Origin of the sequence: Methanoregula sp. (assembly GCF_003170075.1) — an archaeon.
Taxonomy (GTDB): Archaea; Halobacteriota; Methanomicrobia; order Methanomicrobiales; family Methanospirillaceae; genus Methanoregula.
The window spans coordinates 27,260-42,629 of sequence record NZ_PMZU01000035.1 but is presented as its reverse complement, the minus strand read 5'-3'; the positions used below and the strand labels follow the sequence as shown (position 1 = coordinate 42,629).

13 protein-coding genes are annotated in these 15,370 nt (G+C 57.9%); 7 read left to right on the top strand and 6 right to left on the bottom strand.

Going from position 1 to position 15,370, the window contains the following annotated elements:
• Positions 1-18 precede the first annotated feature (18 nt).
• Together QZN75_RS03850 and QZN75_RS03845 are read left to right on the top strand one after the other, a co-directional pair.
• Positions 19-645 carry a 6-hydroxymethylpterin diphosphokinase MptE-like protein gene (locus QZN75_RS03850; protein ID WP_292424978.1) on the top strand — a complete coding sequence of 209 codons (627 nt, stop codon included), beginning with the start codon at positions 19-21 and terminating at the stop codon, positions 643-645.
• Complete coding sequence (locus tag QZN75_RS03845) at positions 635-2,296, top strand: radical SAM protein (RefSeq protein WP_292424974.1); 1,662 nt, start codon at positions 635-637, stop codon at positions 2,294-2,296. Before QZN75_RS03850 ends, QZN75_RS03845 begins: the two co-directional genes overlap by 11 nt.
• A gap of 9 nt (positions 2,297-2,305) precedes the next feature.
• On the opposite strand, the gene QZN75_RS03840 is transcribed toward QZN75_RS03845, so the two are convergent.
• Positions 2,306-3,439: a CBS domain-containing protein gene (locus tag QZN75_RS03840; RefSeq protein WP_292424970.1), complete on the bottom strand. Its 1,134-nt coding sequence runs from the start codon at positions 3,437-3,439 to the stop codon at positions 2,306-2,308.
• Positions 3,440-3,492: 53 nt separating this feature from the next.
• On the opposite strand from QZN75_RS03840, the gene QZN75_RS03835 reads away from it, so the two are divergent.
• Together QZN75_RS03835 and QZN75_RS03830 are read left to right on the top strand one after the other, a co-directional pair.
• Positions 3,493-3,759 (top strand): PRC-barrel domain-containing protein, encoded by a 267-nt coding sequence (locus tag QZN75_RS03835; protein WP_292424967.1) that lies wholly within the window; start codon positions 3,493-3,495, stop codon positions 3,757-3,759.
• A 79-nt stretch (positions 3,760-3,838) separates the two neighbouring features.
• On the top strand, positions 3,839-4,576 hold the full coding sequence (locus QZN75_RS03830) for a tRNA(His) guanylyltransferase Thg1 family protein (protein ID WP_292424965.1): 738 nt from the start codon (positions 3,839-3,841) through the stop codon (positions 4,574-4,576).
• On the opposite strand, the gene QZN75_RS03825 is transcribed toward QZN75_RS03830, so the two are convergent.
• Together QZN75_RS03825 and ileS are read right to left on the bottom strand one after the other, a co-directional pair.
• Positions 4,544-5,896 (bottom strand): ATP-binding protein, encoded by a 1,353-nt coding sequence (locus QZN75_RS03825; RefSeq protein ID WP_292424962.1) that lies wholly within the window; start codon positions 5,894-5,896, stop codon positions 4,544-4,546. The two genes, QZN75_RS03830 and QZN75_RS03825, sit on opposite strands and share 33 nt — an antisense overlap.
• Positions 5,897-6,521: 625 nt before the next feature.
• A complete protein-coding gene (ileS, locus tag QZN75_RS03820; RefSeq protein WP_292424959.1) occupies positions 6,522-9,704 on the bottom strand; it encodes an isoleucine--tRNA ligase in 3,183 nt (1,060 codons plus the stop codon).
• 213 nt (positions 9,705-9,917) lie between these two features.
• Here ileS and QZN75_RS03815 point away from each other — a divergent pair, with 213 nt between their 5' ends.
• Positions 9,918-10,103, top strand: a complete 186-nt coding sequence (locus tag QZN75_RS03815) for a hypothetical protein (protein WP_292424956.1) — start codon at positions 9,918-9,920, stop codon at positions 10,101-10,103.
• Between the two features lie 234 nt (positions 10,104-10,337).
• Here QZN75_RS03815 and QZN75_RS03810 read toward each other — a convergent pair whose 3' ends face one another.
• The 3 genes from QZN75_RS03810 to QZN75_RS03800 all read right to left on the bottom strand — a co-directional run bounded on the left by QZN75_RS03810 (position 10,338) and on the right by QZN75_RS03800 (position 12,863).
• Positions 10,338-11,231 carry a response regulator gene (locus QZN75_RS03810; RefSeq protein WP_292424954.1) on the bottom strand — a complete coding sequence of 298 codons (894 nt, stop codon included), beginning with the start codon at positions 11,229-11,231 and terminating at the stop codon, positions 10,338-10,340.
• Between the two features lie 240 nt (positions 11,232-11,471).
• Positions 11,472-12,677: a gephyrin-like molybdotransferase Glp gene (gene glp / locus QZN75_RS03805; protein WP_292424952.1), complete on the bottom strand. Its 1,206-nt coding sequence runs from the start codon at positions 12,675-12,677 to the stop codon at positions 11,472-11,474.
• Positions 12,678-12,686: 9 nt separating this feature from the next.
• Positions 12,687-12,863 (bottom strand): hypothetical protein, encoded by a 177-nt coding sequence (locus QZN75_RS03800; RefSeq protein WP_292424950.1) that lies wholly within the window; start codon positions 12,861-12,863, stop codon positions 12,687-12,689.
• Positions 12,864-12,965: 102 nt separating this feature from the next.
• Here QZN75_RS03800 and QZN75_RS03795 point away from each other — a divergent pair, with 102 nt between their 5' ends.
• Both QZN75_RS03795 and ftsZ read left to right on the top strand, forming a co-directional pair.
• Positions 12,966-14,282 (top strand): D-aminoacyl-tRNA deacylase, encoded by a 1,317-nt coding sequence (locus QZN75_RS03795; RefSeq protein WP_292424947.1) that lies wholly within the window; start codon positions 12,966-12,968, stop codon positions 14,280-14,282.
• The gene (ftsZ, locus tag QZN75_RS03790) at positions 14,279-15,370 is read left to right on the top strand and encodes a cell division protein FtsZ (protein WP_292424944.1); all 1,092 of its coding nucleotides are present in this window, start codon (positions 14,279-14,281) and stop codon (positions 15,368-15,370) included. Before QZN75_RS03795 ends, ftsZ begins: the two co-directional genes overlap by 4 nt.

The following is a 15,370-nucleotide window of genomic DNA, read 5'->3' as shown; positions in this document are numbered from 1 at the left end:
ACCCTCGCAGGTGACCGTGTGGACTTTTCTCTCTGGGAGCCTCACTACCGCGAGATCCTTAGGTACTTCGGTTTCTCCCGCGAGGACGACGAAAAGGCCGCTGCACTTCTTGCGACCCTGACTGACCGGGACGATCTTCCCGTGCTGGCCCGGCTTGTCAGGGGCCGCGACGTCGTGGTCTGCGGGAACGCCCCCTGCCTCGTAAAGGAACTCGGCCGCATCCCCAAAGGGAGCGTGGTCTTTGCCGCTGATGCAGCGGCCGATGTCCTCTTCACGCACGGGATCCGGCCGGATGCCGTTTTTACGGACCTTGACGGGGCAACCGACCTGCTCCCTGAAATGAACGCGGCAGGAACCATTGTGGTCGTCCATGCGCACGGCGACAACATCCCGCTCCTCCGGCACTGGACAAAGAGATTCACCGGCCCTGTTGTCGCCACCACGCAGAGCACACCGCTCTCACACGTTCACAACTTTGGTGGGTTTTCTGATGGCGACCGTGCGGTCTTTGCCGCTGATGCGCTCGGTGCGAAAACGGTCACGCTGATCGGTTTCGATCTCGACGATAAAAATGTCGACCCGGTCAAGCGCGGAAAACTTATGTGGGCAAAAAAACTCCTTGCCCTGATCGGCCATGACTCTTGAGGGAAATAAAAACCGGGAAGCGGTCATCCTCGATGGGTATGTGGATGAACCCGCATGTCTCGGCGTCCCGCCGTATGTTTCTCCCTATATCCGGACGGTTGCCGGGGCGCTTGCCGACAACGGCTTTTCCGTCCGGTACCTCACGATAGACCAGCTGAGAAACGACCCGCGGCTGGCAGCCACGATGGACCGGGCCGGCCTGCTCGTGATGATCGCGGGGGTCACGGTACCGGGAAAATACCTTGGCGGCACGCCGGCAACCCTCACCGAGATCCAGCAGGTGGGCCACATGGTCCGGGGCGCAAAGAAACTGATCGGAGGTCCCATCGGGTTCGGGTACGCCGGGGAGGGCGGGAAAAAAGCCGTCCGGCAGTTGATCACCGGTTTTGACGCACTGCTTACGGGAGAGCCGGCCGTAGCGCTCGACCGGTACCTTGCCGGGCGCGGGCCCACCGGGGTCTTCGATTACACCCTGACCGACCCATGGAGCGTCGCGGGGGCCGGGATCATCACGCAGCACCCGGATTTCCCGTACGTGATGTGCGAGCTCGAGACCGCCCGGGGCTGCTCACACGGGGCTACGGGTGGCTGCTCGTTCTGCACCGAGCCCTTCTACGGCCGGCCCCGGTACCGGACGGTTGCCGGGGTTGCTGCTGAAGTCGCAGCGCTCTCTCGCCACGGCGCCCGGCACTTCCGGGTCGGCCGGCAGCCGGATATCCTTGCCTACGGTGCGGGGGAGGGGGAGTACCCGGCGCCACGGCCGGACCTCCTCGAAAAACTCTTTTCTGCGATCCGTGCCTCGGCGCCGGCCTTAAAAACGCTCCACATCGACAACACGAACCCGGCCACCATCGCCCGGCACGAGGAGAAGAGCCGGGAAGCGCTTGCCGCGATCATCCGGTACCACACACCCGGCGATGTCGCCGCGTTCGGGATGGAAACCGCAGATCCGGCTGTGATCGCGGCAAACAACCTCAAGGCGCAGCCGGACGAGGTCTTCCGGGCCATAGAGATAGTAAACGAAGTCGGGGGGGCGAGGCAGGACGGGATCCCCGGACTGCTGCCCGGCCTCAACTTTGTCTGCGGGCTTGCGGGCGAGACCCCGGCGACCTACGACAAAAACGAGCAGTTCCTTGCCCGCGTGCTTACAGCCGGGCTCATGGTCCGGCGCGTCAACATCCGGCAGGTGATGCCCTTTGAGGGGACGCCGGCGTACATGGATAACACGCTCGGGAAAAACGAGAGGCGTTTTAAGGCATTCAAGGAGTTCGTCAGGAATAAGATCGATCTCCCGATGCTCCAGCGGGTCTTCCCCATCGGTACCATCCTCCGCGATGTGCGGATCGAGGTCTCCGGGGAACTCTCGTTTGGCCGGCAGCCCGGGTCGTACCCGATCCTCGCGGGCATCCCGGTCAACCTTCCCATCCGCACCGTCATCGATGCCGTGGTGGTGGACTGGGGAATGCGGTCGATCACTGCCCTCCCGCTCCCGCTCAATGTCAACACCCTGCCGGCCTCAGCGCTCCGCTGGATGCCCGGTATCGGCAAGAAACGGGTGGCCGCTGTGATCGCAAAAAGACCGTTTGCAGATGTTGCGGTGTTTAAGAAAGTCGCGGGGAGCTCACCGCTCGACCCGCTGCTTGTATGCTAAAAATGGTTTTTAGATCTTTTTTAACTCGGTCAGTTTCAGAATATCGGTACGGGTCACGATCCCGACAATCCGGTCCTCATGCACGATCGGTATCCTGCCGATGTTCCGGGTTGACATGATCCGGAGTGCGTCTATCACCGATGCCGTGGGCGGGAGGGTGATAATATCCCGGGTCATGATATCCTTTACCTGCATCGCCTCGCGGTCGATCGGTGACGTCCGGTTGATATCGGCAAGGGTCACGATGCCCACCAGCGTATCCCGTTCGGTGACCGGGAACCCAAGGTGTTTGCTCGCATACATCATTTCGATCACCTTTGCTAGCGGCGTGTTTTCGGGGACCGTGGTTACCGGGGTACTCATCATGTTCCCCACCGTCACATTCTGTAAAAGGACATGGTACTGAACGGCCGTGGACTCCATGCTCGCGCCGATGTAGATGAAGAGCGCGATCAGGATCAGGAACGGGTTGAAGAGGAAGAGTCCGATAATCCCGAAGATGATGGCGAATGCCTTGCCGACATTTGCCGCGATCCGTGTCGCACGGTCAAGCGGCATACGGATCGCAAGTATCGCCCTGAGCACCCGGCCGCCGTCCATGGGGAAGGCCGGGATCAGGTTGAACGCAAAGAGAATGATGTTGAGCACACCGAGATACCCGAAGATAAAGATGAGGACGCCCTGTGTGGGAGCGTCAGAGGCCATCTCCGGGGTCACGTACACGAGCCCGCAGCAGAAAAGACCGAAGATGAGGCTCATGATCGGCCCGGCAAGTGCCATGGGGAGCTCAGTTCTGGGTTCCGGCGCCCCTTCGTCCATCTGGGCGACGCCGCCGAACATCAGGAGCGTGATGCTCTGCATCCTGATGCCCTTTGCCCGGGCGACAAGCGAGTGGGCGAGCTCGTGGACAAGCACCCCGAGAAAGAGTCCGAGCGCGACGACCGTCCCGAGGATCCAGGGCATGAAACCCGATGTGATCATGCCCGTGTCGATCGGAACGCTGAAAATTTCTTTGAGCATGTCCGTCGTGGACCCTATCTGGCTGCCGATAATGTACGCAAACAGCGGGATGACCAGCAGGAATGTGTAGTGGAGCAGGATCGGGATACCAAAAAGCCGCCCGATCCGAAGAGATCCGTCCATAAAGTATGGATTATCTTTTTAACCCATATGGTATATACTTTCATCTGATAACGATGGAAACCCAGATTACGGATTTATTCGGGCTTTCGATTTACACTGACAAGGGCATGTACATCGGAGAAGTCGACGATGTTGTCATCGATGTGGACTCTAAAAAGATCGAATCGCTTGTTGTGGGCAAGGTAAACGACCAGCTCTTCGAGCTCAAGAACTACAAGGGCCTCAAGATCCCCTACCGGATCATCAGTGCCATCGATGATATTGTGCTTATCCGCCACCTGCCGGGCGCGTTTGCATCCGGAACGATCGAGGAACAATAAACCGGGTTTTTTAGCAGTAGCGATAGTCCGGGTGGTGCGGGACTGCTCCCTTTTCTTTCTCCCGCGACAGGTGTGTTCTATGGAAAACCGGGAGATCTTTTCAACTCTTGCCACGATTCCCCCGGTCTTTGTCAGGCTCGATGGCCGCGCATTCCATGGGCTGACCCGGAAGTTCGGGTTTGCCAAACCGTTTGACGACCGGTTCTGCGGTGCAATGGTCGAAGTCTGCCGGATGCTCGTCGGGGAGAGCGGCCTTTCACCGGTTTTCGCGTACACGTTCTCGGACGAGATCAGCCTGTACCTCACCGAGCTCCCCTTCTCGGGCCGGGTGGAGAAGATCGATTCGGTGGCCGCTTCGTACGCGGCAAGTGCCCTGACGCTCGCCCTTGATGCGAAAGAACCGCTCGCCTTCGATGCGCGGATCGTGCAGGCAACCCCCGAGTCTGCGATCGAGTACATGACCGGCCGGCAGGACGAGGCATGGCGCAACCACCTGAATGCCTACTGCCAGCAGGCGCTGATTGCGGAAGGGATGGACGGGACCGACGCGGCGAGGCAGCTCAAGGGGATGCCGGCGCAGGAGCTCCACGAGATGATGCACAAACGGGGCGTCAACCTCGCAAAGACACCGGCCTGGCAGCGCCGGGGGGTGCTTGTCTGCAAAAAGGAGATACAAAAAGAAGGCTACAACCCGATCACAAAAGAGCACGTGACGGTGACACGGAGCGTGGTTGCAGCTGACCGCGACCTCCCGCTTTTTACGACACCAGAAGGGCAGGCGTTCTTAAAGAAGCTGGTCTGCAGTACCGGTGCGTGACCGGTCGGGAGTTTTTTCCTTGTCTTTTTCTGCATGTCCCAGCGTGATCGTGTATCCCGTGCTCTCCTCAATAAGCCACTTCCAGACCGGTTGAAGGGTAATGGTCGAGTCTCCAAGTTTGCGGGTCTCTTCCTGGTGGCTTGTCAGGATGATACCTTCGAGCAACCCGAAACTGTCCATGGCCTCAAGAAGCCCGCCGATCTCCCGGTCCTCGTTGTCGTTATTGAGCTCATGACACACCTGTATGGCCCGGGTTATTTTCCGGCCGCACCTGATGATAAAATCGCATTCATGATCCCCGGAATAATAATACACTTTGCTTTCCCTGCGCAGCAACTCGACAAACACAATATTTTCAAGAAGCCGCCCGGTATTGGGCGAGCATGAAAACCCGTTGAGAATGCCAAACGCGTTATCGATCATGTAGATTTTTCGCGGGGAGTTCAGTTGTTTTTTTACTGAGTAGTCAAACTTGGAGAGCTCAAAGAACAGGTATGCGCCGGAAAGGTAGGAGATGTATTCCTTGACAGTGATCGCGTTTTTGAGCCCGAGCGTCTTTTTTAAGGAGTTATAGGTGAACGGGAGCGAGATGGACGATGCGAGCATACTGACCAGTTCCCGTACGAGCCGCTGTCTCCGGATGGAATACCGGGCAATGATGTCCCGGTAGAGAATATTGTCGTACAGCGTCCTGATGTAATCGGGGTCGGAATTTTTGAGATATTCCGGCATCCCGCCGGTTTGGGTATAGGTTTCAAATGCGGAAATGAGCCTGACCCGCTCTTCTATCAGGTACGGGGAATCCCTGCCGGTTCCGATCCTGTTGAACCGTAAGAATTCCGCAAAGGAGAACGGGTAGACTTCAAAGAGTTTGTATCTCCCGGTGAGCCGGGTCCCGAATTCCTGGCTGAGCAGTGTGGCATTTGAGCCGGTGATCACGACTTTTTTGCCCTGGTCCTGGAGCCGCCGGACAAAGGTTTCGAACCGGTCGATGTTCTGGATCTCGTCAAAGAAATAGATATCAGGCATGCCGTATACTTCGAAGAGGACTTCATTGAGCGTCTCAAAGTCTTCTGCGCGGAAATCCAGCAGACGCTCGTCTTCGAAGTTGATATAGCAGTACCGGGTTTTCGTCTGCATGATCTGTTTTAAGAGCGTTGATTTGCCGCACCGCCGGATCCCGGTGAGGATCAGCACCCGGTTGTCGCTGAATGCATCGAGAACCTCAGGAAGGATCGACCGTTCGATATAATCGCCGCCTTTTTCGATCTGGTTCTTCTGCTGGATCACAAGGTGGCGCAGGATCTCCCGGGAACTCATACTAATTAGTAGTTAGTAGAAATACTAAAATGTTCTCATTGGCAATGAGTAACTGAGTGTGTCACCGGGCTCATCCATGACGACCGGGTCCGGTATTTCCCATGTGCCCGATAACGTCCTGATCCATCCCCCCCGTTCGTGACCGATATTTTCAGGATCCCCTGCGACACCGGGTATTCCGGGCCTGTTTTGGGCTCCGATCATCCTCATTTTCCGGCCGGGAGGCACTCATTCCCCAAAAACAGGCCCTCATTCAGGGTCAAAGGGGCATTTTCACGCTGGAGAAATGGGGTACTAAATAGCAGCGTTCCAGCGGTCGGGTTTTTCCGGGAGGTGTTGGCGGACGTGGGATCGAACAGAACGCGGATATGGGGCTGCGGAGGGCATTATATGGGATTCAATCCGGGCTTATTTTTGCAAACCGGGCAAATAAATTGCTGCATTTCCGGATAGATTGAAACGGACGGTTTTACGGGCGTTTCCGGTGCTGCCCGGATGTGAGATATTGCATTAAATGGGCTGCCTCCCCCTTTGGGGATGAGTGGGGGTACCCTCAAAACGTATCTAAACGATTCGGAAAAATGGGATGAGCACAGGTTTTCTCCAGTGCTGAAAAAAGAGTTTATTATGGGCTCGCTTTCGAGATCCCGATTGTCATTGCGATCCCTTCAACATCCCACTCTTTGATGAGCTGGTACGCAGATGCTGCCGGCTCATTTGCATTATGCAGTGACAAGTTCTTTGCCCGTACCTCTTCTGCGATCCCGGGTTTCCAGTTCGCCCCAACAAGGTCGCAGATCCTTTTGTCGGCAACTGCTACGTCGACCGTGATGAAATCCTCGACCGCGAGATCGAGCTGCCTGCGCATCTCCTGGATCCGGCGGATCACTTCCCGGGCGTAGCCTTCTGCTTCAAGGTCGGGTGTGAGTGCCACGTCCACGTACACGGTTCCGTCCTCCATAGGTGCAGAGAAGATATCGGCCGGAAGTTTTTCCGTGAAGGTCACATGCTCTGCACCGATCTCGAATTTCGCATCGCCACTTGTAAGCGTATAGGTCTGCCCGGCACCGGTAGCGGCCTTGATTGCATTGCCGTCCGCGGCTTCAATGAGTCCCTTGACCTTGAATGAATCCTTGCCAAACCCTTTCCCGAGCGCCTTCATGACCGGCTCCGCGTGCCAGCCGATCCGGTCCCACCGGCCCATCACGACCGTGACCTTGCGGGCGTTTGCCCGGTCCATGCAGATCGCATTGAGCCGTGCAACTGCAGCCTTTACTTCTTCCTTGGCAGTCACGATCACGACTTCATCCACCGGCCAGCGGAGTTTGCGTTTCCCGGCCTGCCGGGCGTTCTGCACAGCATCGTCAAACGAGCGGGCGAGTTCCATTGCGTGCTCCAGTTCTGCGTTTACGAGAGAATCGTCGCAGGTCTCCCAGTCGAGCATGTGCATGCTTGCCGGATCGTTTCTGCACCGGAGGTTACCGTAGATCTCCTCGGTGATATGTGGGCAGAAGGGCGCCATAAGCCCGATGAGCCGGCGCATCACGTAGTAAATCGTCTCGTAGGCAAACCGTTTCTGTTCGGACTCGCCTTCCAGCCACATCCGGGGCCGGACGAGCTGGACGTACCAGCGCGAGAGGTCTTCGAGGATGAAGTTGATCAGCTCCCGGGTCGCCCGGTGGAGCTGGCACTCCTTTGTCGCCGCATCCACGATGCCTGCCACCGTGTTCACTCGGGAGATGATCCAGCGGTCCTCGTCGGGAAGTTCATGGAGGTGCGAGGCGATATATGCCTTGTCCCAGACCCCGTCCTTTGACTGCGGCTCGAACTTGTCGAGGATCATGTACGGCAGCGGGAACCGGTACACGTTCCAGAGGATGTTGACCGCACGGTTGACGGTCGCGACGCCGTCCCAGTTGAATTTCAGGTCGTCCCACGGGGCAGAGGTGGAAAGCACGTAGAACCTGAGCACGTCAACGCCAACTTTTGCGATCACTTCCTCGGGAGATACCACGTTGCCGAGGCTCTTTGACATCTTCTTCCCCTCGGCATCGAGTGCAAACCCGTGCATGCAAACGCTCTTGTATGGCGCTTTTCCGAATGCAATCGTGCTTGCGCCGAGCTGCGAGTAGAACCAGCCCCGGGTCTGGTCCTGGCCTTCGGTGATGAAATCCGCCGGCCAGAGTTTCTCGAACTCCGCTGTCTTTGCCGGGAAGCCGAGCGTCGCCCACGAGGCGACTGCGGAATCGAACCAGACATCAAAGATGTCCCCGACCCGGTGCATCTCGCCGCCGCATTCGCAGGGGATCGTCACCGAGTCTACGAACGGGCGGTGCGGATCGGGCACGGTTGTTCCGCTCGCCTTTTCGAGTTCAGCGATGGTGCCGATGACCCGGTACTTGTCGCACTTATCGCAGACCCAGACCGGGATCGGGATGCCCCAGTACCGCTGCCGGGAGATGCACCAGTCTCGTGCCTCCTTGATCCAGTCGTAGAACCGTGCACTGCCCGCCCACTCGGGATACCACGTGACCTTTTCGACCTCGGCCAGCATGAGGTCCCGGATCTCCGAGGCCTTTAGGAACCACTGCGAGGTCGCCCGGAAGATGATCGGCGTCTTGCAGCGCCAGCAGTGGCCGTACCGGTGAGTGATCTTTTCTGTCGCCATCAGGTGGTCGCCCAACGCATCGAGTACGTCCTGGTTTGCATCCCGGACAAATTTCCCGGCAAATATTCCTGCCACGGGCAAAAATTTCCCGGCTCCGTCGACCGGGCAGACAATGGCAAGTTTCTCCTTTGTCCCGAGCACGTAGTCGTCCCAGCCGTGGCCCGGCGCGATATGCACCATGCCGGTGTTCTCCATCGCGACAAAATCCGCGGCAACGACCCGGTGCGCAATCTCGTGCTGGAGCGGGACCTGTTCCGCGAGCGGGGAGTCATACTCCCAGCCGACCAGGTCTGCACCCGTCTTTGTCTCCAGCGCCTCGAACTTCTGGTACCGCCCTTTCTTGAGCACCGATTTTATGAGTGGCTCTGCCATCCAGAGGTATTCCTTATGGCCGTTTTTCTCCGCGTGGACTCTCGCGTAGACAAACTCCTTTGAGACGGCGACTGCGACGTTTGCCGGCAGCGTCCAGGGTGTCGTCGTCCAGATAACGAGAAACTCGTTTGCTTTCCCCTTAATCGGGAACTTGACAAAGACCGAGGGGTCGGTCTCGTCCCAGTATTCAACCTCGGCGTCCGCGATCGCCGTTTCGCACCGGGGGCACCAGTTCACGACCCGGAACCCCCGTTCCAGCATCCCTTTTTCCTCTGCCCGGGCAAGCGTCCACCAGGCTGCTTCCACGTACCCGGGCGTGATCGTCTGGTACGCGTTCGGGAAATCCAGCCAGATCCCGAGGCTCTCGAACTGGGCATCCATCAGTTTCTTGTTCCTGATGGCAAACTCCCTGCACTTCTCGATGAAGTGCCCGATCCCGAACTTCTCGATATCTTTTTTTGACGAAAATCCGAGCGCCTGCTCGACCTTGACTTCGATCGGGAGGCCGTGCATATCGTAGCCCGCACGGTCGATCACATTCCTGCCGTTCATCCGCTGGTACCGGAGGAGCGAGTCCTTGATGATCTTGTTCCACGCGGTGCCCAAGTGGATCTGCCCCGTGGTGTATGGCGGGCCGTCGACAAAAAAGAATGCCTTACCCGCACTCCGGTGTTGCTTTACTGCCTTGTAGGTCTCGTGGGTGCGCCAGTATTCCTGCACCTCGCGCTCGATCTCCTTTGTATTGAAGTTCGCGGTGACTTCCTTCACAAAATCCCTCTGTTACGATGGCGGGATGCCCAAACGTATCGATGAATGTTGGATCTATATGACAAAGTAGTTTTCTTGTACCAGCCGGTTTTTATTCGGGGCCATAGTCTGGGTCACCACGCCCGGTTCCGGAATGATTACCCCGATCCCCTTCGTGCTTGATGTGACTGAACAACACAAACCCCGGGGACAATCACATCAGTCTGGGATTTCGTGCAGAATACCTGGACCTACGAGGGCATTGTCCCTCTCGTAAAACTCATCGATATTACATCACCCCGGAGCAACACCCTGACGATTAAGAACAAAGGCCACTTTTTCATCGATATCGATGACCGCAAGGAATCGGGTGTCAGTGATGCCGTGTACCAGGTACCGGTGAAGCTGGCCAGAGCCTGAACTTTTTTCGTGCAGACAAAGAACACAGCATTTTTGTACCCGGATCTGTCCGTCCGAAAGGGCAGGAAAAAGGTGAACTGTTTTGTCTTGGCACTCGAAACTGACAAAGTCTGGGGCAAACCTTCTCATCGGGTTTTGATGTAGATAAACGCCTTCTTGTGATCGATATACCCCTTCAAGGCGGTACGCCCGTCTTTATAATCTCCACGTATCCCGGGAGCGGCACAGGTTTTTTCAGTATGATCTTTTCGATCTCTCCCTTTTCCGTCTCGAAAATCCGGCTGTCCTGTGGGGCTGAGTGATCCAGATCCGGGTTGCGGCAGAAGGCAGTTCTTGCTTTGTTCCGACATCCGGCCGGCCAATCCGGATGAGAGAGCCTGCGTCCCTTCCCGTGAGCTGGTATTCCTGGACCACACCCTGTGCGGAGAAAAACCCGTGATACCCCCATTCGAGAAGGACTCGTCTGTCGTCACCTGCAAGAACGTTGTGCAGGAGGAGGCAGTCTGGCTTTTGTGGAGAGAGTGCCTGGAGACAGGTGAGGATCTCCGGGCGTTCGCTGTCGGGAACATATGCAAAAAAATTCTCCTGCACGAGCTGCTGGTAGGGTTTTTTAAGGAGGTGGACGCAGGGCTCATTTACAAAGCTGAGTGCGCCATCGGGTTTGATCCGGCAGATGAGCTCCGGACCATTGTCCACGATGGAATTGTAGAAACGGCCCCATGCGACCAGTTCGTCCTCGGCATTCTTCTGCGGGACCCGGGTCCTGACAAAATCGAGCAGCTGCGAGACCTCGTTTGCAATGTCGGTGCCTTTCTGCAGGTAATAGTCGGCCCCGGTGTTGAGGGCGTCCTTTGCGATATGCGCGAGTCTCTTTCCCGTGGCTACTACAAAGATTGACTGGCCGCCCCGTTCGCGAATCTCTTTAAGCAGGGTGAGCCCGTCCATCTCGGGCATTATGTAATCAGAGATGATCACATCGAAATACTGTCGGTTGAGCAGATCAAGTGCTTCGGCAGCATTCGATGCGGATGTGACAGCAAGATCCGTTTCCTTTTCGAGCCGTGCCTTGAATGCATTCAGAAACAGGGGGTCATCATCGATGCAGAGGATAGCAATAGCTTGCGGCATACCTGGGCTCTCTTATACTAATTCAGTTTCTTGCTCTCCATAGTAAATAAATTATTTAATTTGATCAATGGGGCAGTCCTTCCCGGTACTAGCCCCGGGGTTAAACTATGGTGGACGAATGGTCAGATCGGGCAGATTTCCGGAACCGGTGCCCCCCGTGTGGCCGGCATCGTATCGGCAACCATCCCGGCCGTGAAACACGCAAGAACCGGTGATAAAAAAGGATGCGGGAGTACAGAGTTACCAGAGAATAATCTCTACCTGCCGGCCGGTCTCGATCCCCTCGCTTTCGGCCGGGATCCGGATCACGCCGTTGCTCTTTGCGAGCGTATTTAAGAGGCCGGATTTCCCGAAGAGCGGGGTTGCGATCCCGTCCCTCACAGAGACCCGGATATAGTCTTCCCGCCCCTTTGTTGACGGTACATTCATCGCAAGTTTTGCCGTCACCGTCACCGGTTCCGGCGCGGCACTGCCGGTCATGTCATCAAGCAGATGCCTGACGATAACGACAATGACGATAAAGGTTGCAGCCGGGTGGCCGGGCAGCCCGATGACCGGGATGGTTCCGCACCGCCCGATGATTGTGGGTTTTCCCGGCGCAATGGCGACCCCGTGGATCAGCACTTCGCCCCGTTGAGCGATGACGGCTGCTGCCATGTCACGGTCGTCTTTTGAGCTCCCGCCCGAGATCAGCACCGCGTCGCATTCCCCGACAGCCCGGGCAAGCGCCGCCTCAAAGGTGGCCCGGTCGTCCCTGACGATCCCGTACGTTACCGGGATGCACCCGTGGTCGCGGACGAACGCGGCAATCACGTAACTGTTGACGTCCCGCACCTGACCGATCCTTGGTATCTCGGTGACCGGTACCAGTTCATTTCCGGTAGAGAGGATGCCGATCTTCGGCTTGCGGGTGACCGGAACATCTGCGCACCCGACCGCGGCGAGGATGCCCACATCCTGCGCCGAGAGCCGGCGCCCGCGGGAGAGGACGGTCTCTCCCTTTTTAAAATCCTCATTGTACTGGAGCACGTTCTCATTGTGCGCCACCGGCTTTTTTACGAGGATATTATCTCCGAACGGCTCGGTGTTTTCCGCCATCACGACCGCGTCGGTTCCCTCCGGGAGGATACCCCCTGTCGGGATGTAACAGCACTCCCCGGGTTTTACCGGCTGGTCGGCGGTTTTTCCCATCAGGATCCTGCCCCGGAGGGTGAGCATCGCCGGCACTGCATCGCCGGCGCCGGTCGTATCGGCAGCCCGCACCGCGTACCCGTCCATCACCGACCGGGTAAATCCCGGGATATCCACGTCCGCATGCACGTCAGCGGCCAGCACCCGGCCGCATGCTTCGGCAAGGGGCACCGTCTCATGAGGCACGAGCCCGGCAAGGCGGTGCACTGTGGCGACTGCCTCGCTCACCGGGACAACGGATAAAAAAAGACTCATTTGACCTGCTCATTTGAAGCAGCCCAGCTGGCAGGCATGGATCTTGATCCCGTGGGTGTTGCAGTACTCGCTGATGTCCGCTTTTGGGATCCTGTGTTTTTCTGCAATTGCGAATGCCTGTGGGCAGGTGATCGTTTTTGCGATCTTCTCGTCCGCAAATGCCTTCTCAATCTTTTTCTCGTCCATAGTAACAGTGAATTGTGCGTTCCTTATCATAGCATTTGCGAAGCCGGCACAAAAGATCCGGAGCCAGCGAGGCTTTTCGTCAAGAACAGTATATATTCAGGCATGAAGGTAGCGCTGATCAATTCCCACCAGGATATTGCGGGATGCAACATCAGGCACCATATCGAACAGTGCCTCGCCACATCTCCCGGTACGGGCCAGAAGGGCGACCGGACCTATGAGTTTTTCGAAGTGGACGGGCGGCTCATCTACGCGGAGGGTGTCGATGCCGGCATCGATGCCGATCTTGTGATCTTTCTCTCACGGCACTCAAGCGTCAACCCGGTGCCGGTGCTCACAGTCCACGTCACCGGGAATTACGGGGTGGCGGAGCTGGGCGGGAGTCCCCGCACGCTCCCTTTGGCTGCACCGGAGATGATGCAGGCAACCCTGCGGGCGCTCGCCCGGCACTGCCCGGAGGGGTACCAGGTCTCCTATGAGGTAACCCATCACGGCCCGACAGGACTTGTGCATCCCTCGTTCTTTGTCGAGATCGGCAGCACCGAAAAGGAGTGGGGAGACCCGGTCGCCGGCCGGGCCGTTGCGGAAGCCGTGCTTGGTGCAGAACCGGTCAATGCCATCCCGCTGATCGGCATCGGGGGGACCCATTACGCTCCCCGCGAGACTGCCATCGCCCTTGCCACCCGGGGGGCATTCGGGCATATCGCCAGTTCCCGTCGGCAGGTTGCCGCCTTGGACCGGGAGATGGTGCAGGCGATGGTCAGAGAGAGCGGAGCCGTTGCCGCCTACATCGACCGGAAGGCCGTGACCCATCCCGACCTTGAAAGGCTGACTGCGATCCTCGACGCCCTCGCGATCCCCCGGTTGTCCGAGAGCGAGATCGCCTCCCTGGGGCATTTATCGTGGGAAACCTACTCTGCCGTACGGGCACTGGCCCTTACCGTTTCGCCTAACACCCGGTGCTTCATCCATGCACTGGACGGCACCGGCCCCCTTGCAGCGGTCTCCCTTGACCCGGCGCTGCTTACAGAAGCAAAAAAAGCCGATGAACCTGCGCTGATCCGGGATCTCGGGTCGCTTTCCGTCGTGCACCTGACCGATGAGAACAACGTTCTGCTCCCGCAGTTTGTGGTTTTTAGGAAAGATTCTTCGGAAATAATAAATGCTTTAAATACGTTGTGCGTAAAAATCATACGTAGTAAGGAAATCACAGCGACGGAACGTGATTGCCTGATCATCAGAAAGGTCCGGTTCGATCCCGAAAAAGCGCGCGAACTGGGAATCCCGGCCGGACCTGCCTACCGGCAGCTTGCTCTTGGGCAGGCAGTGGAGCATGATGGACGGGTAATCCTGCCGGAAATGGTATCGGTCCGTACTGAAACAAAGATCCACATCCCGGGACTGGAGAAAAATTCATGAGGTCGATTGTTGAAGAGGCACTCACAAAGGCAAGGGACGAGACTGCGTCCCCATCGCAGAATAACGAGGATCTTGATCAGATCTTAAGCGAACTCAAGACCGAGATCACCGTGATCGGCTGCGGGGGGGCCGGCTCCAACACCATCACCCGCATGATGGAAGAGGGTATCCACGGTGCAAAACTCATCGCCGTCAACACGGATGCCCAGCACCTGATACGGACCCACGCCGACCAGCGCATGCTGATCGGCCGGCAGCGGACCCGGGGCCTCGGCGCCGGCTCTATCCCGCAGATCGGTGAGGAAGCCGCGCTTGAGAACGAGCAGGATATCCGGGCTGCCGTCTCCGGCTGCGACATGATCTTTATTACGGTCGGCCTCGGTGGCGGCACCGGGACCGGCTCTGCGCCGGTCGTGGCAAAGGCCGCCCGGGAAGAAGGCGCGCTCACGATCGCGGTCGTTACCCTGCCGTTTGCCTCCGAGGGTGCGATCCGGATGGAGAACGCAGAAGCAGGCCTCGAACGCCTCCGGGATGTGGCGGATACGGTCATTGTCGTTCCGAACGACCGGCTGCTCGAAGTCGTTCCCAAGCTCCCCCTGTCTGCGGCATTCAAGGTCTCTGACGAAGTGCTCATGCGGGCGGTCAAGGGCATCACCGAACTGATCACGATGCCGGGCCTCGTGAACCTGGACTTTGCTGATGTGCGCACTGTCATGGAGCGCGGCGGGGTCGCCATGATCGGGATGGGCGAGAGTGACAGCGAGGATAAGGCGGTCGACTCGGTGAAAAAGGCGATCCGTTCCCCGCTTCTCGATGTGGATATATCGGGTGCGACTGCCGCGCTTGTGAACGTGGTTGGCGGCCCGGACATGACGATGGCGGACGCCGAAGGTGTCGTGCAGGAAGTCTTTTCCCGCGTCGACCCGAACGCCCGGATCATCTGGGGTGCGCAGGTCGACCCGACGATGCAGGGCAAGATGCGGACCCTGCTTGTGGTCACGGGCGTACGGTCGCCACAAATATATGGTCGCAATGAGAAGCTTACCCCCAAAGTACAGAAACAGTTTGAGATCGATTTTCTCAAGTGA